The following is a 23,901-nucleotide window of genomic DNA, read 5'->3' as shown; positions in this document are numbered from 1 at the left end:
CACCTTACCTTCGTCTTATCCTGGGATCTAAAAACGCGTAAGTGATATCCACAAGCAAATTAACCAAAACGAACGTAAGGGCTATCAACATAATGCCAACCTGAACGACAGGATAGTCTCTGGCAAATATTGAATCGACGATAAACCTTCCCAAACCAGGCCATCCAAAAACACTTTCTGTTAAAACCGCTCCCCCAAGCATATATCCAAATTGCAGCCCAATAACGGTTACGACTGGAATGAGAGCGTTTTTAAGGGTGTACTTGTAAATGATTTTTCTTTGAGGAATGCCAAATGCGTCGGCAGTTCTTATAAAATCTTGATTCATAACTTGAAGCATGCTCGCTCTTGTCATTCTGGCAATGATCGCAGATGTTGCCATTCCCAATGTTATAGAGGGAAGTATTATGTGTTGAATTCCACCCTTTCCTGCGGCTGGTAACCAGCCTAATATGAGTGCGAATACTATTATTAACAATATACCAAGCCAAAAAACTGGCATAGAGATGCCAAAAAGCGAAAATCCCATTACCAGATTGTCAAGCCATGAATTGTGTTTAACAGCTGCTACAATGCCAAAGCCTAACCCTAAAAAAGCCGATATTACAATACTTACCAATGACAACTCAAGGGTGTTGAGAAATCTTGGATATATTTCTTTTAATACAGGGCGTTGGGTTTTTATGGATTTCAGACTTCCATCCATTACCCCTTTCATAAAAAGCACGTATTGAACGGGTAAAGACTTGTCTAAACCAAATTCAACCCTTATACTCTGTATTTCCTGATAAGTTGCGTCTTGTCCAGCCATAATACGAGCTGGATCGCCAGGGATGAGATGCATCATCAAAAAAGAGAGTATTGAAACACCTATGAATATAGGTATGAGTAAAAGCAATCTCCTGAGGATAAAATTGCTCAACAAATCACCTCCAACTTTTAAGGGAATTTTAAAGCGTGGGATGTAGAATTTTTCTACATCCCACAAAATGAAAATAACTTTACGTTACACGCTTATTTGGCAATCCAAGCGTTATTCGCCAAAACTATTTCCACGGGCAGTATTTGCACGCCGTGAACATCTTTTCTTGTGGCCACCGCCTGCTGGAGGTTATAAAGAAAGACCCAAGGAGCATCCTGAACTATTAGTTTCTGGGCTTTTGCGTAGTCTTCTTTCCTCTTTTCTGGATTACTTTCTTTCATTCCGGCAAGTATAAGCTTATCAACATCAGGATTGGAATAGTAAGTGTTATTATCACCGTAAGGTGGCCACTCTTTTGAGTAGAAAAGTGGTCTCAACACCCAATCTGCGTCTCCCGTAGAAGGAGCCCATCCAAGGAGAAATACCTGATATTTGGCGTCGGAAGGTTTAGGATTGGAAAAGAGATAACTTATATAACTTCCCCATTCCATTGCTCTAACAGATACATCAACGTTAACCTTTTTTAGCATCGCTTGAATTGCCACTGCCGTTTCATAATCGTTTAAATACCTACCACGTGGCGTGACGAGTTCGAATTTCAAAGGATGGTTTGCATCGTAGCCAGCTTCCTTAAGCAATTCCTTGGCTTTTTCAGGATTGTAAGGATAGCCACCCGTAGAAGAATATCCCCATGTCAAAGGAGAAAGAGGGGAATCAGAAGGAGTTGCCAAGCCCTGCATTATGACAGAACACAATTCTTTCTTGTTTATAGCATAGTTAAGAGCTTGCCTTATCCTCACATCGTCAAATGGTTTCTTTTTCAAGTTGAAACCCAGGTATATGACTCTCAAGCTTGGTTTTACCATTATGTTTACCCTTTTATCATTCTTGAGTTTTTTGACCATTATCGGAGGAACCCTTACTGTAAGCTCTGCTCCACCCGTTTCCACCTGGATAAGCCTTGTCATATCATTCGGTATGACTTTAAAGTTTATGCCATCAAGGTATGGTCTTCCGTTCCAATAATCTGGATTTGCCTTTAGCTTTATTATTTCTCCCTCTTTCCACTCTACCAGTTCAAATGGTCCGGTTCCAACTGGATGCCTTCCCAATTCCCCAGGATTGTCCCCGTATTTCTTTATCATAGCTGGATCAACAATTAAACCGGCGCCATGTGCCAAAGTGTGGAGAAATCCACCAAATGGGAAGTTTAAGTGAAAAGCTACCGTGTATTCATCGATGACATCAACACTTTTTATGTAAGGTTTGTAAAGGGAAGTTCTTCTCAACTTGTGTGTTAAAACATAATCGAAAAACGTCTTCACAGCTTGCGCATTAAAGGGAGTACCATCTTGAAATTTAACTCCCTTTCTTAGGTGGAAAGTGTAAACTGTACCATCCTTAGAAATATCCCAGCTCTCTGCAAGATCGGGAACGATCTTCATATCGGTTGTGAATTTGACCAAACCATCAAAAATGTGACGCGCCACTGTATACGACGGATTGTCCGTCGCATTAGCCGGAAAAAGTGTTTTGGCATCCGCACCGGTTAAGTAGTTAAAAATTCCACCGTAAACTCCAGCTGCCATACTCATAGAGAACACCGCAACGACCAAAACCAAAACCAATACATTTTTTCTCACAAAACTACCCCCTTTTTTCGAATTTGTCTCATTTCAAAGAGACGACGATTTAATTTTATTTTAACCATATTACTTTTAAAAAGTAATATATATTTACAAAATTTATAAATTTGAGTAGAATTATACCATCTTTATTGCATAAATTCAACCCTTCGAATTGACTCATGTTGTGCATAATACAAAGGGCGATTTTTTCGAAGGCTTTTGCCAGAATGGATTCACTCTTCTTTCAGCTGAAGAGCTCAAATATTTTGATAAGTACTTCTAGGGTGTGATTTAATCATTCTTCGGAATGCTTTGTAACATTGACGGGCGAATTGATTTGTATTGTGTATCCTACGATCTATTCAAGATGGCTTTTAAGCATGGCGAAGTTAAAAAGATAAAACTGCTAAAGCCTAGCCAAGAACTTAACAGCCTTTTCACTCTTAGGCCGCTTGAAGAATTCCTTCGGTTCAGTATTTTCCAATATAATTCCATCTGACATGAATACCACTCTATCGGCGGCATCACGGGCAAAACCAACTTCATGTGTTACCACTATCATCGTGGTTCCCATATTGGCAAGTTCTTTCATGACCTTTAAAACCTCAGAGGTCATTTCAGGATCAAGTGCTGATGTGGGCTCGTCAAAAAGTATCAAATCCGGCTGCATCGCTATCGCACGTGCAATGGCCACTCTTTGTTTTTGGCCTCCAGAAAGTTGCCCCGGATAACTGTTTATTTTATCTTTCAATCCAACGCGCGAAAGCACTTCCACGGCTTTTTTTCGCGCCTCACTTTTTTCCATCTTTTTCACCTTCACAAGGGGATACACAACGTTCTTTAACGCAGTCATGTGTGGAAAAAGATTGTAACTTTGCGAGACGAAAGCCATGCGTGATCTGGCTTTTCTTAAGATGGCGACATCGTTTTTCATTCTTATATCACCGAAGACTATCTCTCCACCGTCGGGAATCTCTAAAAAATTAAGCGTTCGTAAAAAGGTGGATTTCCCGGTTCCGGATGGTCCCATAAGAACCACAACTTCACCTTTTTCCACTTCCATTGATATTCCCCTCAACACCTCAATCTCCCCAAAACTTTTTCTTACACCTTTCGCCGAAATGACACTCATGGTATGGCGAGCCTCCTTTCCAATTTGGAACTTATCAAACTTAACGTGTAAGTAAGCGTGAAATATATGACAGCGATTGTAATGTAACTTTCGAAAGACGCCAATGCCATTGTGGCTACTTGCGTTCCACGCTGTGTTAATTCATTTATCGCTATAACCGATGCTAACGAACTATCTTTGACAAGGCTTATGAATTGTCCAGTCAGAGAAGGCAGGGCATTTCTGAATGCCTGGGGAAGGATAATGTCAAAAAATCTTTCCCTAGCTGAGAGACCCAACGCTTCAGCTGTTTCAAACTGTTCTTTGGGAATAGATTGTATTCCAGCTCTGATTATTTCTATCATGTACGCTCCTTCAAAGGTTGAAAGAGCTATGACCGCCGCCCAAAATCTGGGAAAATCGAACACCGTTCCCACTCCGTAGTAAACCAGTAAGATGACAACAAGCAATGGAATGTTTCGAAAAAACGTCACGTATACGCTTGCCAAATCGCGCAACGTTTCACTTTTTGAAACTTTCATTATTCCGCCTATAATTCCTATTACAAATGAAAATACCATACTCATCAAAGATATCTTCAAAGTCATGAGAAGTCCGAGATAGTACATTTTTAAATAATCCATTGGCACTACATTCCAATGGAATGGGTATTGTAAAGATAAGAGGTAATAGAATATTCCTCCGATCGCGACGATAAACGCCGCGATCGATATTTTTTTCAAGATCCTTCCCATACAATCTCACCTCATGAATTGGGTTTGTAGCTCGTGAACCATTTGTCGTACAGCTTTTTCCATTCTCCACTTGCCTTTTCGTAAGTAATGAAAGTGTTCACCCAATTAAGTAAATTGAATTCTCCCTGTTTCATGGCTATACCATAATTTTCCGTGGTGAGGGTTTCATTTATACTTGAAAGTTGAGCATATTTTTTCGACATGTAGCTAACGTAAGTGGAATCGGCAACGGCTATATCCGCTTTTCTTAAAGCCACCTGCAAAGCGGCTTCATCCATAGAAGCGAATTCCAAGATGCGGGCATTTTTGAAGAAAGCCTTTGCAGCATCATCACCTGTGGTTCCTATCTGAACGGCAACTGTGAGATTTTTCTGGTTAAATAATTCTTTCAAAGTTGGCATTTTTTTGTAGACGGTGGAATTGTAAAGAACTTCTTGTCCAACTGTGAAGTACGGTATGGAGAAATTTACCATAATTGCACGCTTGGGTGTGATAGTCATAGCGGAGATTATCATATCGAATTTCCCAGAAACTAACGAGGGCAATATGCCAGACCAACGCGTAGGAACTATCTGCAATTTCACGCCAAGCGCTTTGGCCATAAGTCTTGCAAAGTCAACATCGAAACCTATCCAGCTTCCACTGCTGTTCGTTCCTTCAAACGGCATGTAGCCAGCCGCATCCATTCCCACACGCAAATATCCTGATGATACGATTCTCTGCAAAGCATCCGCGCTTACCGTTAAGGCCAACAACGCTACAACTAACATGGTCACGATAAAAACTTTTTTCATACTTATCTCCTCCTTCAAATTTGAAATATGGTATAGAAAAAGGGCCACATCTCAATTCGATATGGCCCGGTGGATTAGCTTCTTTATTTAAAGCACACGTTCAAGCTTTCGCTCCTCCACCGGGCGAATACTTAACGTAATGCTTCTTATTAAATTTTTCGGAACTTAAAATACATTTTTTATAAATCATTCTTTTCCCTCTTCGAAATGTAATGAGTTGTGGATAGACTATCATAAAAAGATTCAAAAAGTCAAGTTAAAATTTTGTTTCAATGTTATTTTTTGAAATTTCTTTCCATCTGGAGATTCACAAATGTGAGGCTGGGATGCGCAGGTCGTGCAGAAAAACACGGCACGAGGAGAATCTTTAACTTATCGTTTCAACTATTTTCTTTGCTATGAATGAAGAAGGTGAAAGTTTGGGAGAAAATTCTGCCAACCTTTTTCTGTATTTTTCGTTAATTCCTGGCTCTAAAAGTAGCTTCAATAACTTCTCCATTTCATCAACATCACTTTTGTCTTCATCTACAATGAGAGCAGCCGAATTTTCCGCCAGATAGCGTGCGTTCTTCATTTGATGGGAATTCAAAGCCCCTTTCCATGGCACAAGAATGGCAGGCGTTTTAGAAGCCATTATTTCAGCCAGAGTGCTGGCACCAGCACGAGACACGATCACATTCACATTTCTCATGAAATAGGCCATGTTTTCTATGAAGCTGTAGTGCACGACATTTTTAGATTTTACAACGGATTTCCCCGTGTGAATGAAGGTAACGTCTTTAAACCGTTTTGAAAGTCCTTTTGTGATTTTATCCAAAAAATCAGACCCTTCACTGCCTCCAAAAATGAGCACAGTTTTTTCGCCAAACTCATCCTTAAATTTTTCATCTTTTGGAAGAAAGAATTCTTCTCTTACGGGTGTACCACTAACGATTGCATTTTTTAAAAATTTCTTTGATTGTTCAAAAGCACAAAAGGATATTTTCGCATATGAAGTGATCTTTCTATTGGCTATGCCAACATCTAAATTAGATTCGTGAAGAAAAATGGGTATTTTTAAGATATGGGCGGCGTATGCAACTATTCCTCCAACGTATCCACCAGTTGTGAATACAAAATCTGGGTGAATTTTCTTTAAAGTGAATAACGCCTTAACAAGGGCTTTTGAATTGTGATAAGCGTAATAGAGTTTATTTCTATCGCTGCCACTGCTTTTAAGCATGATGTAGTTGTAAGGAAATCTTTCGTTGTATATCTTCTTTTCGGCTCCCCTTCCACTTCCAATGAAGATGGCTCGAAGACTGCAGTGCTTTTCTAGCTCCTTTGCAACCGCCAAAGCTGGATATATGTGCCCGCCAGTTACGCCAGCCACAAAAACTCCATTAATCTCTTTTGGAATAGGCAATGTTAACGATCACCCCCATTCCACCTAATAGAGAAACCAGTGAGCTTCCTCCATAACTCACAAATGGAAGCGTAACACCAGTTACAGGAAATATTCCTAAAGAAACGCCTGCATTCAAAAGAATTTGAAAGGCTATTAACAGACCAAATCCTGTTATGTAGGTCTTTGCAAAGACATCATCTTCTATCTTTAAGGCAACGTGTATCAATTCCCGTATGAGCAAATAATACAAAAGCAATAGAACGGATATTCCAAGCAAACCGAATTCTTCCCCAAAAGTGGCAAAGATGAAATCGCTGAATTGAACGGGCATGTAAAATTTGTATATGCCACCAGCAGGTCCCGTTCCCGCTATTCCACCGTGGCTTATTGCCGAAAGCGCCATTGAAGCCTGATAATTGGTCTTTCCTGTGGATAAAAGCGTTAAAAACGATGAAAGCCTCGCTCTTTGGTAAGAATGCAAAAGACCTCCGGCATACGCTCCCCAAACTAAGAGACCTCCAAGTGCAAAAATTGATAAAATGTGGTAAAGCCTTGCGCCTGCGACGTAGAGTATTGAAAGTGTTAAAAGCAGGAGAAGGGATGTTGTGCTGAGATCAGGCTCTAAAAAAACAAGTACGTATATTGGGCTTAATTTGAGGAGTGGTTCCAGAATTCCACCAACAAACGTTCGAATGTGTTCCTTATCATTCCTATAAACGTACGAAGAAAGGTATATTATGAGAAAGATCTTGGCGAATTCTGAGCTTTGAAAAGAAAAAGGCCCCAGAGATATCCATCTGTGTGATCCCATAACACCGTGCGAAAAGAAAACGGCTATCAACGCTATCAACGTTAAAATATAATAAATTCCCGTGTAAGCTTCGTGTTTTTTGTAGTTAAAAAAAGAGGTGAAAATCATGAACAATATGCCAAGAAAAAGGGCCGATACCTGCCTCTTGAAATAAAAATCAGGTGGCGGAAATGGATATCTGTAGGCAGCTATGTAACTCGCACTGTAAAGTACTATTAAACCTATAACTATTACAGTTGACAGATAAATGAGAAGTTTAGCTACGTCTTTTTGCATGTAAAACTACCCTTTTAAACGTCTCTCCGCGCTCTTTGTAATTTTTGAACATATCAAAGGAAGTTGCGGCGGGGCTAAAAAGCACCACGTCTCCACTTTTTGCAACTTTTCTGGCTATTTCAACGGCTTCTTCGAGATCGTTGGCTGTTGTGTACGGAAAACCCTTCAATTTGTCTTCTATAGCTGGTATCATCTCCCCCATAAGCACAGCGAACTTTGCCCTTTCTTTTATCTCATTCGCTAAATTGGAATAATCTCTTTCCTTTGGTCTTCCGCTTATTATCACCACACAAGAATTAAAATTTCTGAGAGCCGTTATGGTAGAAGCTGACGTTGTCGATTTTGAATCGTTAACAAAGGTTACTCCGTCAATTGTGGTTACCACTTCCTGACGATGAGCAAGAGGGGAAAAAGTATTTATGCCATCCGCTATAACTTCGGGTGATACCTGTACCAGTGTTGCTATTATCGCGGCAAAAGCGGCGTTATAAAGATTATGAGACCCCTTAAGCTTAGATTCAGAAATGCTGAACTCATTTCCTTCTATCCAAAAACTCATACTTTCTTCATCCACAAAAACATCGCCGAAATCTTTTGAAATAGTGATTCCATCACTTTCTGGGATGAATTCACTATCCGCGTTGTAAATGAAAATATCAGAATTTGAAAGTTTCATTTTTGCGCTTACGTACTCCACCATGTCTTTGTGCCAATCCAAATGGTTAGGCGATACATTTAATACAGCGCCTATATCCGCATGAAAATCCTCTACGCCCATCAATTGAAAACTGCTCATTTCAAAAAGTGCCAAAGGCGAACCATCGTATTTTATAGAAGGAGTTCCTATGTTTCCGCCTGTAAAATGCGGAAGATTCGCGCTGTTAAGTATATGATCGAGTAACGAAACCGTTGTGGTCTTTCCATTTGAACCTGTTATCGCAATTACTTTAGGATCAAGCGTGCTCAAAGAATAACGCCAGGAAAATTCCATTTCTCCAAGAACAACCGCACCATTTTTCCGCGCTAAATTCAAAATATCGCTGTCAGGTCGTACCGAAGGGCTGTAAACAACCACATCAGCTCCAGCCGCTCGATGGGTGTTTCCTCCTTCTTCATATTCGACACCAAGACGTGAAAATTCATTTTTGTCTTCTTCAGAAAAACTGCCTTTTTCAGATACGAAAACTTCTCCAAGTTCTTTTTTAATGATGAAGTCTAAAATTCCCTTTAGGCTTATACCGTATCCTATCAATGAAAAACGCATAGCATCCCCACACTTCCGCCCATTATCATGACATTCAAAGCCAAAAAAGAAAGGGTGATTTTTATCTCACTTTTTCCTTTCATCTCGTAATGATGGTGTATTGGAGCCATTCTGAATACCTTTCTGTGGAACGATCTTATGCTCACTATCTGAATGGTATCACATACCAATTCTATAACAAATATTGGAAAAAACAATATCATCCAAAACTCATATCCATACAGTATTCCCAGAGTTGCTATGTATCCTCCAAGTGCGAGAGAACCAACGTCTCCCATGAAGATCTTGGCTGGTTTAAAATTAAAAAACAAAAAGGCCAAAACGGCGCCCATACTTGTCAGCGTTGTGGTCAATGGTAAACCATTGTAAATGGAAAAGATGGTCACTCCCACAGTACCTGTGAAATAAATTCCCCCTGCCAGCCCATCGAGACCGTCAGTTATGTTGGAAGCATTTGACATACCAGTTAAAAAAAGTATGGCAAATGCCGGATAAATCCATCCCATTTTCCAGTTTCCAAAAAACGGTATTACGGTGTAATCATGGGGAAAAATGCGTTGGGAAAAGAAGTATATAATCACGCTCGCCCCTATTTGTAAAAGGAGCTTTTGGTGTGTTTTCAAGCCTTCAGAGCTTTTCTTGAGGATTTTCATGACGCTGTCTACATACCCTATCACAAAAAACAGAAAGGTCGACAAAACAAGAAAGCTGTTTTTGTTACCGTGATCGAAGGCGATTGATACGATCAAAAAAACGCTGACAAAAACAAGGCCAGCCATTGTTGGAGTACCTTCCTTGTTCGTGTGCAAATCAGGCCCTTCTTTTCTCACGTGTTGCCCTATTTTTTTGCTACCTTGCCACTTTATGAAATACCAAATCAGTACAAAAGTTATCAAAAAAGATAAAGATGCTTCATAAACAAAATTCATAATGATCTCCTTATCTCTTCAACTACCTTTTCAAGCTGATACATTCTTGAACCCTTTACCACAATTACATCGCCATCTTTTAAAACTTTTAACAATTCATCAACACGATATTTTTGGCCAAAAGGATAAAAATCCCTTCCAAGTGTGAAAATGGCCTTCGGTGAGAAAGAATTCTTCAATTCCATGAGGCGCTCTTTCAATTCATTTTCTTCTTTTATCTCTTCCATAGGCGCGAGGATCCAGATAATGTTGTTTTTTTTCCAATTAAATGCGCTTTTTACCAAATTGCTTAAAGATTCAAAATTCGAATTATAAGTGTCATCAATTACCATATTTTTTCCAACACGAATCACATTCATTCTTCCATTGAGAAAGTTAAAATTCTCAAGAGATCTTAAGTCCCACTCCAAATTCAATTCATCCATCAAAGTAAGGGCGAATTCAAGATCCGATATCTGTCCTTCTCCCCAAATTCCATTTAAAGTGTAAAAATTCCCATTGACATTCACGATTGTTTTTGAACCTTGATATTTGAAAGAAGACACGTATTTTCTTTTCTTTACTCCATTCCCCTTTAAAGCGCTCTCTACACGTTTATCCATTCCATCGTAAATAACGAATTTTTTAGTGTAATCCGCTATGGAAAGCTTTTCAAAAAGAGGATCCATGTACTTCGAATGCGAACTCCCAATACAGGTTATTATTGAAATATCAGGTTTGAAAGCTCTAGCCAACTTTTTAATGTCTCCAGGAAATCTTGCTCCCATTTCTAAAACTACGTATTTCGGTTTTACGGAAGAATTCAAAATAGACAGCGAAATGCCAACATCTGTGTTCAAGTTCCCGGCGCTTTTGCAGACAGGATTTTTTCTTCCAAGTAAATGAGCGATTATTTCTTTTGTCGTTGTCTTGCCACAAGAACCTGTTACCGCTATTCTGAAAGATCCTTTCACTTTATCAAATGCCAATTCCATCATGGCTGTTCTTGGATCTTCGACTTTAACGTAGGGTAAGAATGTAATATCGCGCTGCGTAATGGCAAATCCGCCTTTGGTATAGACTTCATTTAAAAAAGCGTGTCCATCCATTTTAGATCCTTTTAAAGCGAAGAAAAGAGAGCCCTTAGAACACTCTTTAGAGTTAGAGCAGAAATTCGAAATTTTCGCGTCTTTTCCAATAAGAAGGCCTCTAACCTTTTCAGCCACATCAGAGAGTTTCAATTTTTCCCAGCTCCCTTAACACTTCAAACGCAACATTTTTGTCGTTGAACGGAATCTCATAGCCGTTAAATACTTGGGTTTTTTCGTGACCCTTTCCAGCTATCACGATTCGATCGCCTGATTTCCATTCTATAAACGCTTGTCTTATAGCTTCTTTTCTGTCTGGGATTATATGTAGTTTTTTAGGCCCAATGCCAGCTGCGACTTCTTTTATTATGGTAATAGGATCTTCACTTTTGGGGTTGTCGTTAGTCAGAAAGATAACATCAGCGTATTTTTGAGCTACCCTTCCCATCAACGGTCTCTTTCCTCTATCGGCTTCCCCGCCAGCTCCAAAAACGAGTATCACTCGACCACTGGCAAGCTTTTTAACGGTTTTAAGGGCAGCTTCAAGGGCTGCCGGCGTGTGGGCAAAATCAATGTAAAAATCGAACTCTCTTCCATGATATCTTTCCATTCTTCCTTCAACACCATTGAACTTCTTCACGGCACTTTTTATGGTATCCCAATCAATGCCAAAGGAATGAGCGGCCAAGATGGAAGCCACCATATTATATGCCATGAATCCACCGATTATTGGAGAAGAAAAATCGTATTCCTCTCCCCCTAAAAAAATTGAGAACCTTATGCCACTATCGTTTTCTTCTTTTACTTTAACACGCACGTCCCCATCTTTTCCAAAGACGACGACATCAAAACCTTTTTTTCTGGCATACTCCGCATATTGCTTTCCCCATTTCCCGGAATCTCCATTCACAAAGACAATCGCGTTTGGTTTTAAAAGATTGACAAGGTGAAGCTTAGCGGCAAAATAATTTTCAAAGCTTACATGGGTATCGAAATGATCTCTGGTTAAATTCAGAAAAGCGATTCTGTCAAAGCGCAAACCATCCAGCCTCTTCATTTCCAAGCCTTGAGATGAAGCTTCTATTGAAGCGTACGTAGCTCCTTCTTCAACAGCTTTTTTCAAAAGTTTAGCTGTGTAAAGGGGGGACTGTGTAGTATGGAAGGAAAATTCAGAAATGGATGGTATTGCATTGGCAACCGTTGAAGTCATCGCGCACTTTTGTCCGCTCTCTTCCACTATCCTCTTGAAAAGCGTGATAGCTGTAGTTTTTCCTTTAGTTCCTGTCACGGAAAAAAGTCTCAACTTTTCATGCGGTTTCCCGTAAAACTCGTAAGAAATTAAGGAAAGTGCCAGTCTTCCATCTTTAACAACGACATACGGTTTTGCAGTAGAAATTGCTCTTTCACAAACGTAAGCGGCGGCTGGCGTTGAAGAAGCCAAATTGTGAGAATCAAAACGGCTTCCTTTTATGCAAACAAAAAGAGAAGAGGAAGTACTTTCTCTCGAATCGTGAACTATTTCTTTTATTTCTGGGTTATAGGGCAAAGAACGGTCTGTTACCAGACCGTTCTTTGAAAGCATTTTAACTATCCGTGAAAAATTCACTTTCCTATAGAGTAGAAGGAATCGACGCCTCTGTAGATCGCTACGTCACCAAGTTTTTCTTCTATTCTAAGAAGTTGATTGTATTTGGCTATCCTTTCACTTCTGGAAAGTGAGCCAGTCTTTATCAAACCGGTATTCATGGCAACTGCGAGATCTGCTATGAACGTGTCTTCAGTTTCTCCAGATCTGTGGGAAACAACGCACGTGAATCCGTGAGTTTTTGCGTACTCGATGGTATCAAGTGTTTCCGTAACGCTTCCAATTTGGTTGAGTTTTATAAGAATGGAATTGGAAGCTTTGAGTTCTATACCCTTTTTAAGTCTGTTGATGTTCGTGACGTAGTTGTCGTCGCCAATTATTTGTATTTTGTTTCCGAGTTCTTTTGTAATTTTCACAAATCCATCCCAGTCTTCTTCGTAGAACGGATCTTCTATGGATATGATAGGATACTTATCAACGATCTTCTTGTAGAAGTCCAGAAGTTCGTCCGTGGTTATGTATTTGCCACCGAAGTGATATTTGCCTTTTTCCTCATCGTAAAAAGAATCCGGTGCACTGTCGATTGCAACGTAAATGTCTTTTCCTGGTTTGTAACCAGCTTTTTCTATTGCCTCTATTATTACTTCTATACCCTCTTCGTTAGAAGAAAGACGGGGGGCGAATCCACCTTCATCTCCTACTGATGTGACCATTCCCTTATCCTTTAAAATTCCCTTTAAAGCGTGAAAGGTTTCAGCGGCGTATCTCAGAGCTTCCTTAAACGTTGGAGCTCCCGCGGGAACTATCATGAATTCCTGGATATCGAGACCACTATCGGCGTGTTTCCCACCATTTATAACGTTCATCATCGGCGTAGGAATAACCCTTGCATTTGGTCCTCCAAGATATTCGTATAGCTCCATGTAAGTGGAATTTGCAGCGGCCCGTGCGACTGCCATTGAAACGCCCAAAATTGCATTCGCTCCTAAGTTACTTTTGTTTGGGGTTCCATCAAGATCTATCATTACCTTGTCAATATAAGCTTGATCAAAGGCGTTGAGACCTATAACCTTAGGTGCAATTATCTCATTTACGTTGGAAACGGCTTTCTGTACGCCTTTTCCTCCGTACCTTTCTCCTCCATCCCTTAATTCCAAAGCCTCATTTTTCCCGGTGGAAGCACCAGATGGAACTATGGCTCTCCCAAACGATCCGTCATCCAAAACTACTTCAACTTCCACTGTCGGATTTCCACGCGAATCTAAAACTTCTCTTGCTTTCACATCAATTATATCGACACGCATTTGTATTACCTCCCTTTCTCAAAGCATATTATCAAAATGTGTCCAAATTTTATGAAGTTCATCACAAGCGTTACCAAATCGACCTTTTAATCTACCGTTTTTATATCCACTTCTAAAATTTCTTCAACATTACCTTTTATCGCCTTACTTACCAAACAATACTTATGCGTTACGTCAACAAGCTTTTCAGTCTTTTCTTTTTCCCCATGCAAAACACTCAGTTTTATGTTTAATTTAACCTTATCAATCTTGAATCCTTTATCATTATCCATTCCAAGTATGGGCTTTGCCGTAACTTTGAGTTCTTTTATATGCACGCCTATTTTTTCGTTTATGGCCACCATTGTAGTTATTATGCAAACAGATAAAGCCGCCGCGAAAAGCTGCTCTGGCCAGGTTACCTTCGGTGGGGGATTTACAGGCGTAACGCTCAAAGGATTGTCCGCCTCTAATTCCAAATCGTGAAATTTTGTCTTCGTCTTGCCGTCACCAATCCAAACCGACTCAGCGGCCAGCAAATCAGCTAAAGTCTCAAAATTTATATTTTCCAAGTTTTTTTTCTCAGATTTATCTTTTTCCATATATTATCTCATCTCCACAGCTTTATAATATAGCAAATTCACATCTTTTTTTATATTATATCACGATTCCTCTTCCATGATCTTTTTTATTTTCTCGGCTACGCCACTCTTTTTGCCGGGCACACACTTATCGTAAGAAGCCCCTTTTTCGACTATTGCGTGAGCGTATGCGGAACATCCGGGATAGCCACACATTCCACAATTCGCGCCTGGCAAAACTTTTATGATCTTTTCAACACGAGGATCTTCTTTTACTTCAAATTTCTTCGCCAAATACGCTAAACCGAAGCCTGTTATGAATCCCATGACTCCCAACAACAAAATCGAATACACAAATATTGTCATTTCCATCACACCTTTATCATACCGGTAAATGCCATGAAGCTCATGGAAAGAATGAAAGCCATTATGAACGCAGCCGGCATTCCCTCAAATGCGGCCGGTAATTCTTCAACGTCCAACTTAACCCTCAAAGAAGAGAAAAGAATCAACGCCATTGAATATCCAAGTGAAGAACCAACAGAGTTGAATATAGTTTCCATGAGGGTGTAATTATTTTGCACATTTATCAAGGATAAGCCTAGAATGGCACAATTTGTGGTGATAAGTGGAAGGTATATCCCAAGTGCGCTGTAGAGAGCCGGATTTGTCTTCTTTATGAATATCTCTATTATTTGTACCAGCGCGGCTATTACGAGTATAAAAACCAATATCTGAAGAAATTCAATGTGCCACGAAATCAAAAGCAAATTCAAAAACCAGGTTACAATGCCTGCCACTACCATGACAAAAATGACACCCATGGACATTCCAACGGCGGTATCCATGCTTTTGGAAACTCCAAAGAAGGGGCACAGTCCCAAAAAGCGCGAGAGTAAAAAATTGTTTACAAGCATTGCGGCAAAAAGGATCGCAAACCATTTCGCAACTTCGGCTCCCATTCAAATCACCCCTTAATATTTTTCAGATTTCTCTTTCTAACATTTGCGATGTGTTTGAACAAAGCCAAATAGAGTCCTATTACCAGAAAAGCACCTGGTGGAAGCATCATTACGAACATGCCATAAGTTTTTGGCCATAGTCTTATTCCAAACAGTGTGCCAACGGAAAGCACTTCTCTTGTCATTCCAAGTAACAAAATGGCACCGACAAAGCCAAGTCCCATTCCCAATCCATCCAAGAAAGACTTCCATATACCATTCTTCGATGCGAAAGCCTCTGCACGTCCCATTATTATACAGTTAACGACTATAAGTGGAATGTAAAGGCCTAAATTGGTCCACAACTGGTACGTGTATCCGTGCATCAACAAATTTACGATCGTAACAAACGAAGCTATCACCGAAATGTAAGCCGGTATTCTCACTTCGTTTGGGATTAACTTTCTCAAAGCGGATATGAATATGTTGGAAAGAATGAGAACTCCCATTGTGGCCAGACCCATTCCCAACGCATTTTCGGCATTTGTAGAGGTTGCCAACGTTGGACAGAGGCCAAGCACCTGAGAAAAAGTGGGGTTTTGTTTTATGAAACCAGCCGTAAAGGCGGAGAGAGAGGAGGATTCATTCGTTTTCATCATCTTGCCTCCTTTTCAAGAAAAGTGTACATCGTATTTAGAGTACTCACAACAGCTCGCGGTGTTATAGTTGCGCCAGTCATGATATCACTTGTTACCACAATACCCTTTGATTTGTAATAGTTCAATTTCTCTTTGTATCCTTTTGGCAAAGGGTAAAGATTCGCATCTTTGTTAACTTTTATTCCATTTTCAAAACCACTGTTGGGGATAGAATAAAATCTTTTCCTTACTTTTGGTTCATTTATCCTTGCCCCAAGGCCTGGAGTTTCATTCGAGTAATCTATAACCCTTATGGCATTCTCGTAAAAACCGTTACCTCTTTTTTCAAACGCCGCCACGGTTACAACTTTTCCTCCAAAGCCTATACCATAACCCACCAAAACGTAAACGGGCTCCCCATTTTTAGCTTTAAAAACGTACGCCGGTGATAATACGTAACCTTTTGCCTTTTCATCTGAAAACAAAATTCCTGAAGGATTGGACTTCCATACCTTCGCTTTCAATTGAGCCATGGTCTTTGGAATTTCATTTTCGTTTATCAAAAGTTTCCCAGTATTTGGATCTGTTAAAACCGCTTTTATAGCCGTTAATTTTGCCTCCAAATCGGATTTGGCTATGGGTTGCTTTGTTACTATGTATACCGATGCCAATATCACGGCTATTGCCACCATTATAACCGTCAAAATTAAAGCTGTTTTGAAATATTTACCCATTTTTCTTCACCTCCCCAAAAACTTTGGGGCGGCTTATTTGATCTATGAAAGGCACCAATGCATTCATGAGAAGTATGGCAAAGTTTACGCCCTCTGGATAAGCACCTATATACCTTATCAAAACGGTTATAACGCCACATCCCACTCCAAATATCCACTTTCCCTTAGATGTTATTGGGCTTGTTACGGGATCTGTAGCCATAAACAACGCTCCCAACATGACGCCACCTATCAAAATAGCTGTGGTTGGATCCGGATAAGCTCCTGGATTTACGAACCAATAAATTGCGGATAAACCAAAAGTAGTTCCAATGTAAGCAACCGGTATTTCAAAAGAAACTATGCCTTTCCACCACAAGTACAAAAAGCCGGCTATCAGAGCAAGGGCACTCATTTCACCAGCAGAACCGGGAAGATTTCCGAAAAAGGCGTTTTGCATAAGATGAGGAAAAACAGAACTAGCCTTTGCCATTCCGTGCAATTTTATAACTCCTAAGGGAGTTGCCGTTGTTTGGATATTAAAAGCCGATTGTGTGAAGTGAAACCAATTCACTTTTGGCCACGTGGTCATGGCGGCGGGAAAAGAGATGTACATGAATATTCTTCCAACAAGCGCAGGATTAAAAGGATTGTTTCCTATTCCACCGTAAATCTCCTTTCCTATCACTATCGCTATGAAAACGCCTATTGCCATCATCCACCATGAAATGCCTGCCGGGACATTCATCGCGAGTAAAAGCCCCGTTACCGCGGCAGATCCATCTGGGACGAAATTTTTCTTCTTTCGCATATATCTCATCACGATGAATTCCAAAGCTTCTGCCAATACCATTGAACCAACTTCAATCAAAAGCATGTACCATCCCCACATCAAGACGGCTAAAATACCAGCGGGAGCCAAAGCTATGAGGACGTCCATCATTATCTTGCGCGTTGTAATCTTATCATGAATGTGAGGCGCTGGGCCCAAGGTAAACTTCATCTTCATCTCCTCCCTAAAGCCCTTACAACCGTTTTTGAAGTTTTGAAGGCTTTAACATGGTCTATGTTTGCCGGACACACGTAAGCACACGAGCCACATTCTATGCAATCCATAAGATGATGCTCTGCCATATCGTTGAATTTTTTCTTTTTGAACAATTTATAAAGTAAATAAGGCTCCAAATTCATCGGGCATGCGTTGACACATCTTCCGCATTTTATACAATTCATTTCAGTGCCTTTTTTCACAATATCGCTTGTCAACACTGTCACACCCGACGTGCCTTTCATTACTCCTATTTCCGCATCATCAATGGCAATTCCCATCATTGGTCCTCCCAATATCAACCTGTATGCCTCTTCTTTGAGACCGGCAAATTCCAATAGTTTTGATATCGGAGTTCCTATTCTAACAATGAGATTCTGTGGCTTTTCAACGCCTTCCCCCGTTACGCTTACACCTCTTTCAATAAGCGGTTCTCCATATTCAAGTGCTCTGTACATTGCACGGGCAGTCGAAACGTTTTGAACTACCACTCCAACATCCATTGGTAATCCTCCAGCTGGAACTTTTCTATGGGTAATTGCATAAATGAGATGTTTTTCAGAACCATGGGGGTACTTGGTGCGTAATTTTGCCACACGAATGTTGTACTTTGAAGCGACTTCTTTAATACTCTTTATGGCTTCTGGCTTGTTTTCTTCTATTCCTATGTAAATATTATCAACTTCTAACGCCTTTGAAAAGGCGAGAGCTCCTTTTACGATCTCTTCGGGATATTCCTGCATCATTCTATCATCGATCGTAAGGTATGGCTCACACTCTGCCCCGTTTATTATAAGTGTATCGACTTTTTTTGTTGGAGAAAGTTTAACGTGAGTTGGAAAAGTCGCTCCGCCCATACCGACTAACCCCGCTTCTAGTGCTCGTTTGATTATCTCTTCTTTTGTGAATTGATCGTAAGGTTTTACCGGTTCAAGCTTTTCCCAAATATCTTCACCGCTTCTTTCGATAACTATCACGTCTGCCGGTCTGGAAGTAACAGGGTGTTTTTTCTTCACTATCTCTAAAACTTTTCCCGTAACAGGTGAGTGCAGAGGCGCCGACACAAAGCCATCGGCTTGCGCTATCATTTGCCCTGTTTTGACTTCTTGTCCCACTTCAATGATAGGTTTAGGAGGCTTTCCCAAATTTTGTCCTAAAAAGAGAAAAACTCTTTGTGGAAGTTCGAACTTCTTTATTGGAGAATCTTTCCCAAGCTTTTTGGTGGGAGGATGCACACCACCCTTAAAAGTCCAAACCTGCAAGCAGATCATCTCCTTTTACATGACAAGATATTTTAAATTTTTCTTCAAATTTTCCACATGTTCTTTCTGCTCTTCAAAACCTTCCCTTTCCATAAGAGCGTAAGTGTTTATTTTCCCCAGCTCGACTCCAGGCTGGTCAAATGGATTTATACCGTAAAGAAAACCCGTTGCCATCACGGTAAGCTCGTAATAAAAGAAGAAGATTCCAACCTCTTTGGCGTCTATTTTTTCAAAAGAAATCGTCAAATTTGGTCTTCCTTTTTCCATAAGAGCCAAAGCGGTGGCTTCTTGTTCGGCATTTATTAGCTTTTTCATTTCTTGACCGCCCAAATAAGAAAGCGTTTTTTTATCCTCATGCAATTTTGGAATTGCCGTCTTTCTTCTAAATTCTTCCACTCTCAAGAAAGTTATTATCTTATCGTTCGGACCTTCCATGTAAAGCTGAACTTGAGAATGCTGATCGATTGTGCCTAAGGATTTTATCGGTGTTTGACCGGCATTCACGATTTCACCTGTAAGATCTTTTTCTTTGCCCAAAGATTCTGCCCAAAGTTGCCGATACCAATCAGCCATTGTGTAAAGGGCGTTAGAATAAGGCATCATTACCGAAATATTTTTTCCCCTTTTTGAATACAAATAGTGCAAGGCTGCGTTGAAAAGAACGGGATTTTTCAACGCGTCATCCTGTGAAAGAAAACTCTGTAACTCTTCTTTAGCGCCCTCGATCATCTCAGCTATGTTTATCCCAACCATAGCTGAACTTAACAATCCAACAGGTGTTAAAACGCTGAACCTACCGCCAACGTTTGGCGGAATCGAAAACGCAGGAATGTCTTCATCTATCGAGATCTTTCGTAACGTTCCTTCATTTGGATCTGTGGTAAAAACGAGATGTTTTTTTGGTTCTAAGCCCCGCGCCTCCAACAAGCCTCTCACAACCAAATAATTCGCCATTGTTTCGGCTGTTGAACCAGATTTACTAATAACGTTAAAAAGCGTTTGGCGTGGTTCTATAACATCTAATAGTTCTGCGATATGTTCCGGATCTACGTTGTCCATAACGAAGATCCTTGGATGTCCATTTCTCTCCTCGTCGCTCAAAGAATTCCACTCTGAATGAAGCAACGCACCTTTTATGGCTTGCACTCCTAGGGCCGAACCCCCTATGCCAACGACAACGAAATTCCTAAAGTGTTGATTTTTTTCGGCAAAGTCGACAATCTTTTTGCGTTCATCTTCCTGTTCGTCCAGTATCTTAGCAAAGCCTGGCATTCCCTGTCTAAAAGACTCTAAAAAATCGTGAAGTTTTCGTGAAATCTTCTTCACGTCTTCAATTGAAACGCCATTGGCTACATTGTCAGATATCGCGTTGGTGAAATCAAATTTCAGCAAGTTTATCACCCCTTTTAGTAGGTAAGAAGGCTTTTGATATTGTATCCTTTAAGCTTGTCGCGTGGATTCAAAAAGGACAATTCTCCCAGAAAAACCATTCCAGCCACATTTCCACCCAATTTTTCAACCAAATGCGCCATCGCCAATGCTGTGCCTCCTGTTGCAAGTATATCATCAACTATTACCACTTTATCCTGTGGATCTATTGCGTCTACATGTATTTCTATTTTCTCTTTTGCGTATTCTAAAAAATATTCTTCACTAACGGTAAAATAAGGCAACTTACCGGGCTTTCTTATCGGAACAAAAGAAATTCCAAGCTTGTAGGCTATCGGTGCGCCGAATATAAAACCCCGCGCCTCTGCTGCGACTATTATGTTAGGTTCAAACTCCTTGACGAATTCTGCCATTTCATCGATCGCGTAATTAAAGGCTTTTGAATCTTTTAGAAGAGGAGTTATATCCTTAAAAATAACCCCTTCTGTTGGAAAATCTGGAACGTCTCTTATGTAGGATTTTATATCCATTCTTTTATCAGCACTCCTTCTCGTAAATGAATTAATGAAAAATTCCTTTAATATCATAACACAAATTCATTTTTGCTTCTCAAAACCCATTTTCATCGTTAAGTGGTAAAAAATTCTTCAGCTTCGAAAATTCGTTTTTTAGCTTATCATTTGAAAAATTAAGCGACAAAAGAGTTTTTGCAATTTTGTAAATGTCAGGTAAAAGCAAGTTGTAATTTTCAATTTTTTCAAGCATGCTCACTTTTTTGAAGTCATTTTTCTCCAGATAAAAGGATATCTTTCCATCAGAAAGAACGATTATACGTTCTGAATTTTCTAAGGCAAATTCAACAGAATGGGTAACAACTATGATCGTTTTACCCACAGAATGAAATTTCTTTGTTAAGAGCGAAAAGCGTTTCACACTTACCGGATCTAAACCGCTAGTAGGCTCGTCAAATACGATGTACTTAGGATCGCAAGCGATAACGGAAGCAATCGCGACCTTTCTTTTTTCCCCTCCAGAAAGTGAAAATGGAGACTTGAAAAGCGTGCTTTTAGGTAATTCAACCATTTCGATTGATTTTAAAACTTTTTCTTCAATCTGCGACTCGTCAATTCCAAAGTTTTTCGGTCCAAAAGCTATCTCATTTAAAACATTTTCTTCGAAAAATTGATGCTCAGGATATTGAAATACCATTCCCACTTTTTTTCTTATCTCAAATGCCCTTTCACTTTTTTCATCTGTTGGAATTCCGTCCACAACAACTTTACCTTTTGTAGGTTTCATGACACCGTTCATGAGTTGAATAAGCGTGGATTTTCCTGAACCGGTTTTTCCAAGAATGGAGATGTATTCACCTTCTCTTATTTTCAGATTCACATCATTCAAGGCTTTTTTTTCGAAAGGCGTATCCTTCGAGTAAACGTAATCAACTCCATTAAATTCTATTGGCAAGTTTTCTTAACCTCTCTTCCAGTTCTTCTTCGCTCATAAAACGTTCTATGATTCCTTTTTTGTAAAGTTCAAATTGGAATTCAAGAAATTCAGAGGTTCCAAATTCTTCTTTAACTTCTTTTAATACATGAAGTGGGGTTCCATCGTACATTATTCTTCCATTTCTCAAATAAACAACCCTTTCAACATTCACTATTTCTTCAAGAATGTGAGTAGAAAAGAGAATGGTTTTTCCCTTCTTGTTAACCTCTTTCATTATATCAAGAATCGCTTTTCTTCCAATAGGATCTATCATCGAAGTTGGCTCATCCATAATTATGTACTTTGGCCGCATGGCCAATACGGAAGCCACACACAAAAGTTGTTTTTGACCTCCGGATAGATGAAATGGCTCTTGCTTTTTCTGTTCCTTTAAGCCAACAAAATTCAAAACTTCATCGACTCTCTTAACCATTTCTTGACGCGGAACGCCTATGTTTTCCATGCCAAATGCTACATCTTCTTCTACCGTGGTACCAACTATTTGACTTTCTGGATTTTGGAAGATCATTCCAACTTTTTTCCTGATTTCCCAAACGTTTTCGTCCTTGTCCGTTCTCATGTCATCCACACAGACACAGCCATCATCTGGAACAAGTAAAGCATTCATCATCTTAAAAAGGGAGGTTTTTCCCGAACCATTCAATCCTAAAAAAGCCACAAATTCGCCTTCTTTTACGCTTAAACTAACGTCTTCAAGTACAGGTTCATCTTCATAGGAAAAACGGAGATTTTTTATTTCTATCATTCTTCTCGCCTCGATGAGTAAAGGCGTATGCCGCCATTTTTCGCCAAAGTTGAAACGTTACCAAAAACGGCTTTCATTTCCCTTTCGATCGTTTTTCCAGCCTTGTTGTGAAAGCCCACACACACGAGCGAACCGTTTTTATTCAGATGAGACTTTGAATCTTCTATCATTTTGGTCCAAACTTTTTTTCCAGCCGCTATGGGAGGATTGAAAATCACGAAATCGAATTTTTTCCCTTCCCAAATCTCAAAGCCATCTCCAGCCTTCACTTCGGCAACTACATTGTTGTTTTTCGCGTTCATCTTTGCGTATTGTACGGCCCTTTGGTTGATATCACTCATGTAAAGGTGTATATCTGGAAATCGTACTTTTAAAGATATGCCTATGAGTCCGTACCCACAGCCTAAATCCAATACATCTCCGTACAGCGTTTGAATATTTTTAACAAGCTCCATCGAAGCCCTATCGGCTCTTCCAAAAGAAAAAACGCCACTCACGCTTATGAATTTAAGTTTTTCACCGTTCAAATTCACTTTGAATTCTTTTTCCACGATTTTGCTCGTGGGCTGTTGAGTAAAATAATGTTCATTATTATGTTTATTCATGAAATTCACTTCCAAACTCGCATACTTTTCTAAGTGGGCAACCACTACACATTGGTTTAGAACGACAGTGAGCCTTTGAATGTTGAACTATAAGCGCATGAAATTCTCCCATTTCTTTGGCATCCTTGAGCGCGTTAACTACCTTTTCTTTTTCAAACATTTTCATAGCCTCTTGAGAGAACAATCTGGAAAAAAATCTTTTCGTGTAAGCGTCTAAAATAAAAACGGGACGGTTGAATATGTAAAGAAGCAAAGAATCAGCAGTTTCCTTTCCTATGCCGTTAACCTTCAACAGAAGCTTTCTCAACGTTTCGGTGTCGTACTTATTCATTTGCTCAAAATCAAAAGAAAACTCACTGAAAAAATGTAGAAAATTTCTTAAACGTTCTGCTTTCAGCCGAGGAAATCCAGAAGGCTTTATGGCAGCTGCCAATTTTTCATTAGAAGTCACGTACATCCTATATGGTTCCAAGAGTCCTATTTTTTCAAGATTCTTTATGGAGATTTTCACGTTTCTCCACATCGTGTTTTGAACTAATATGGCCCCTACGGCCACTTCAAATGGAGTGTAAGCGGGCCACCATCCCTGTGGCCCATAAGCGTCAAAAAGTGTTTCAAAGATGTATTGTATTTCGGATGAAGTCATCTTTTGCATACT

The 23,901-nt window shown here is 39.8% G+C and carries 25 protein-coding genes; all 25 read right to left on the bottom strand.

All coding sequences use genetic code 11. From position 1 onward, the window contains the following. Positions 1 to 4: 4 nt before the first annotated feature. The 25 genes from ACXJIN_RS05220 to ACXJIN_RS05100 all read right to left on the bottom strand — a co-directional run bounded on the left by ACXJIN_RS05220 (position 5) and on the right by ACXJIN_RS05100 (position 23,898). Positions 5 to 922 carry an ABC transporter permease gene (locus tag ACXJIN_RS05220; RefSeq protein ID WP_456400076.1) on the bottom strand — a complete coding sequence of 306 codons (918 nt, stop codon included), beginning with the start codon at positions 920 to 922 and terminating at the stop codon, positions 5 to 7. 92 nt (positions 923 to 1,014) lie between these two features. Then, on the bottom strand, positions 1,015 to 2,565 hold the full coding sequence (locus ACXJIN_RS05215; protein WP_456400074.1) for a glutathione ABC transporter substrate-binding protein: 1,551 nt from the start codon (positions 2,563 to 2,565) through the stop codon (positions 1,015 to 1,017). Between the two features lie 391 nt (positions 2,566 to 2,956). Then, positions 2,957 to 3,682, bottom strand: coding sequence for an amino acid ABC transporter ATP-binding protein (locus ACXJIN_RS05210; RefSeq protein ID WP_456400072.1), 726 nt, complete (start codon positions 3,680 to 3,682; stop codon positions 2,957 to 2,959). Continuing rightward, complete coding sequence (locus ACXJIN_RS05205) at positions 3,679 to 4,416, bottom strand: amino acid ABC transporter permease (protein ID WP_456400070.1); 738 nt, start codon at positions 4,414 to 4,416, stop codon at positions 3,679 to 3,681. The genes ACXJIN_RS05210 and ACXJIN_RS05205 overlap by 4 nt, the downstream gene beginning before the upstream one ends. 11 nt (positions 4,417 to 4,427) lie before the next feature. Further along, on the bottom strand, positions 4,428 to 5,210 hold the full coding sequence (locus ACXJIN_RS05200; protein ID WP_456400068.1) for a transporter substrate-binding domain-containing protein: 783 nt from the start codon (positions 5,208 to 5,210) through the stop codon (positions 4,428 to 4,430). 367 nt (positions 5,211 to 5,577) lie between these two features. Beyond that, entirely contained in the window at positions 5,578 to 6,615 is a 1,038-nt protein-coding gene (locus ACXJIN_RS05195; RefSeq protein ID WP_456400066.1) for a UDP-N-acetylglucosamine--N-acetylmuramyl-(pentapeptide) pyrophosphoryl-undecaprenol N-acetylglucosamine transferase, read from the bottom strand. Next, complete coding sequence (locus ACXJIN_RS05190) at positions 6,593 to 7,684, bottom strand: FtsW/RodA/SpoVE family cell cycle protein (RefSeq protein ID WP_456400064.1); 1,092 nt, start codon at positions 7,682 to 7,684, stop codon at positions 6,593 to 6,595. Before ACXJIN_RS05190 ends, ACXJIN_RS05195 begins: the two co-directional genes overlap by 23 nt. Then, a complete protein-coding gene (gene murD / locus ACXJIN_RS05185; RefSeq protein WP_456400062.1) occupies positions 7,665 to 8,948 on the bottom strand; it encodes a UDP-N-acetylmuramoyl-L-alanine--D-glutamate ligase in 1,284 nt (427 codons plus the stop codon). The genes ACXJIN_RS05190 and murD overlap by 20 nt, the downstream gene beginning before the upstream one ends. Continuing rightward, positions 8,933 to 9,877 carry a phospho-N-acetylmuramoyl-pentapeptide-transferase gene (gene mraY / locus ACXJIN_RS05180; protein WP_456400060.1) on the bottom strand — a complete coding sequence of 315 codons (945 nt, stop codon included), beginning with the start codon at positions 9,875 to 9,877 and terminating at the stop codon, positions 8,933 to 8,935. Before mraY ends, murD begins: the two co-directional genes overlap by 16 nt. Then, a complete protein-coding gene (locus ACXJIN_RS05175) occupies positions 9,874 to 11,097 on the bottom strand; it encodes a Mur ligase family protein (RefSeq protein ID WP_456400058.1) in 1,224 nt (407 codons plus the stop codon). The genes mraY and ACXJIN_RS05175 overlap by 4 nt, the downstream gene beginning before the upstream one ends. Further along, the gene (locus ACXJIN_RS05170; RefSeq protein ID WP_456400056.1) at positions 11,084 to 12,526 is read right to left on the bottom strand and encodes a UDP-N-acetylmuramoyl-L-alanyl-D-glutamate--2,6-diaminopimelate ligase; all 1,443 of its coding nucleotides are present in this window, start codon (positions 12,524 to 12,526) and stop codon (positions 11,084 to 11,086) included. Before ACXJIN_RS05170 ends, ACXJIN_RS05175 begins: the two co-directional genes overlap by 14 nt. 20 nt (positions 12,527 to 12,546) lie before the next feature. Beyond that, complete coding sequence (gene eno / locus ACXJIN_RS05165) at positions 12,547 to 13,833, bottom strand: phosphopyruvate hydratase (protein ID WP_456400054.1); 1,287 nt, start codon at positions 13,831 to 13,833, stop codon at positions 12,547 to 12,549. An 86-nt stretch (positions 13,834 to 13,919) separates the two neighbouring features. Further along, entirely contained in the window at positions 13,920 to 14,414 is a 495-nt protein-coding gene (locus ACXJIN_RS05160; RefSeq protein ID WP_456400052.1) for an OsmC family protein, read from the bottom strand. A gap of 60 nt (positions 14,415 to 14,474) precedes the next feature. Further along, a complete protein-coding gene (locus ACXJIN_RS05155; protein ID WP_456400050.1) occupies positions 14,475 to 14,759 on the bottom strand; it encodes an RnfABCDGE type electron transport complex subunit B in 285 nt (94 codons plus the stop codon). Between the two features lie 5 nt (positions 14,760 to 14,764). Then, positions 14,765 to 15,355 (bottom strand): electron transport complex protein RnfA, encoded by a 591-nt coding sequence (locus ACXJIN_RS05150; RefSeq protein ID WP_456400048.1) that lies wholly within the window; start codon positions 15,353 to 15,355, stop codon positions 14,765 to 14,767. Between the two features lie 5 nt (positions 15,356 to 15,360). Then, on the bottom strand, positions 15,361 to 15,990 hold the full coding sequence (gene rsxE, locus ACXJIN_RS05145; protein ID WP_456400046.1) for an electron transport complex subunit RsxE: 630 nt from the start codon (positions 15,988 to 15,990) through the stop codon (positions 15,361 to 15,363). Beyond that, a complete protein-coding gene (locus ACXJIN_RS05140; protein WP_456400044.1) occupies positions 15,990 to 16,706 on the bottom strand; it encodes an RnfABCDGE type electron transport complex subunit G in 717 nt (238 codons plus the stop codon). Before ACXJIN_RS05140 ends, rsxE begins: the two co-directional genes overlap by 1 nt. Continuing rightward, on the bottom strand, positions 16,699 to 17,688 hold the full coding sequence (locus ACXJIN_RS05135; RefSeq protein ID WP_456400042.1) for an RnfABCDGE type electron transport complex subunit D: 990 nt from the start codon (positions 17,686 to 17,688) through the stop codon (positions 16,699 to 16,701). The genes ACXJIN_RS05140 and ACXJIN_RS05135 overlap by 8 nt, the downstream gene beginning before the upstream one ends. Before the next feature lie 2 nt (positions 17,689 to 17,690). Next, complete coding sequence (rsxC, locus tag ACXJIN_RS05130) at positions 17,691 to 18,995, bottom strand: electron transport complex subunit RsxC (RefSeq protein ID WP_456400040.1); 1,305 nt, start codon at positions 18,993 to 18,995, stop codon at positions 17,691 to 17,693. Between the two features lie 15 nt (positions 18,996 to 19,010). After that, positions 19,011 to 20,387, bottom strand: coding sequence for a glucose-6-phosphate isomerase (locus ACXJIN_RS05125; protein WP_456400038.1), 1,377 nt, complete (start codon positions 20,385 to 20,387; stop codon positions 19,011 to 19,013). A 14-nt stretch (positions 20,388 to 20,401) separates the two neighbouring features. Continuing rightward, positions 20,402 to 20,914 (bottom strand): adenine phosphoribosyltransferase, encoded by a 513-nt coding sequence (locus ACXJIN_RS05120; RefSeq protein WP_456400036.1) that lies wholly within the window; start codon positions 20,912 to 20,914, stop codon positions 20,402 to 20,404. A gap of 79 nt (positions 20,915 to 20,993) precedes the next feature. Then, entirely contained in the window at positions 20,994 to 21,851 is an 858-nt protein-coding gene (locus ACXJIN_RS05115) for an ATP-binding cassette domain-containing protein (protein ID WP_456400034.1), read from the bottom strand. Beyond that, the gene (locus ACXJIN_RS05110; RefSeq protein WP_456400032.1) at positions 21,835 to 22,638 is read right to left on the bottom strand and encodes an ATP-binding cassette domain-containing protein; all 804 of its coding nucleotides are present in this window, start codon (positions 22,636 to 22,638) and stop codon (positions 21,835 to 21,837) included. Before ACXJIN_RS05110 ends, ACXJIN_RS05115 begins: the two co-directional genes overlap by 17 nt. Further along, positions 22,635 to 23,243 (bottom strand): class I SAM-dependent methyltransferase, encoded by a 609-nt coding sequence (locus tag ACXJIN_RS05105; protein WP_456400030.1) that lies wholly within the window; start codon positions 23,241 to 23,243, stop codon positions 22,635 to 22,637. Before ACXJIN_RS05105 ends, ACXJIN_RS05110 begins: the two co-directional genes overlap by 4 nt. Next, a complete protein-coding gene (locus ACXJIN_RS05100; RefSeq protein ID WP_456400028.1) occupies positions 23,236 to 23,898 on the bottom strand; it encodes an endonuclease III domain-containing protein in 663 nt (220 codons plus the stop codon). The genes ACXJIN_RS05105 and ACXJIN_RS05100 overlap by 8 nt, the downstream gene beginning before the upstream one ends. Positions 23,899 to 23,901 lie beyond the last annotated feature (3 nt).

This window comes from Mesoaciditoga sp. (genome assembly GCF_054006115.1).
This window is presented reverse-complemented; position numbering and strand designations above follow the sequence as displayed.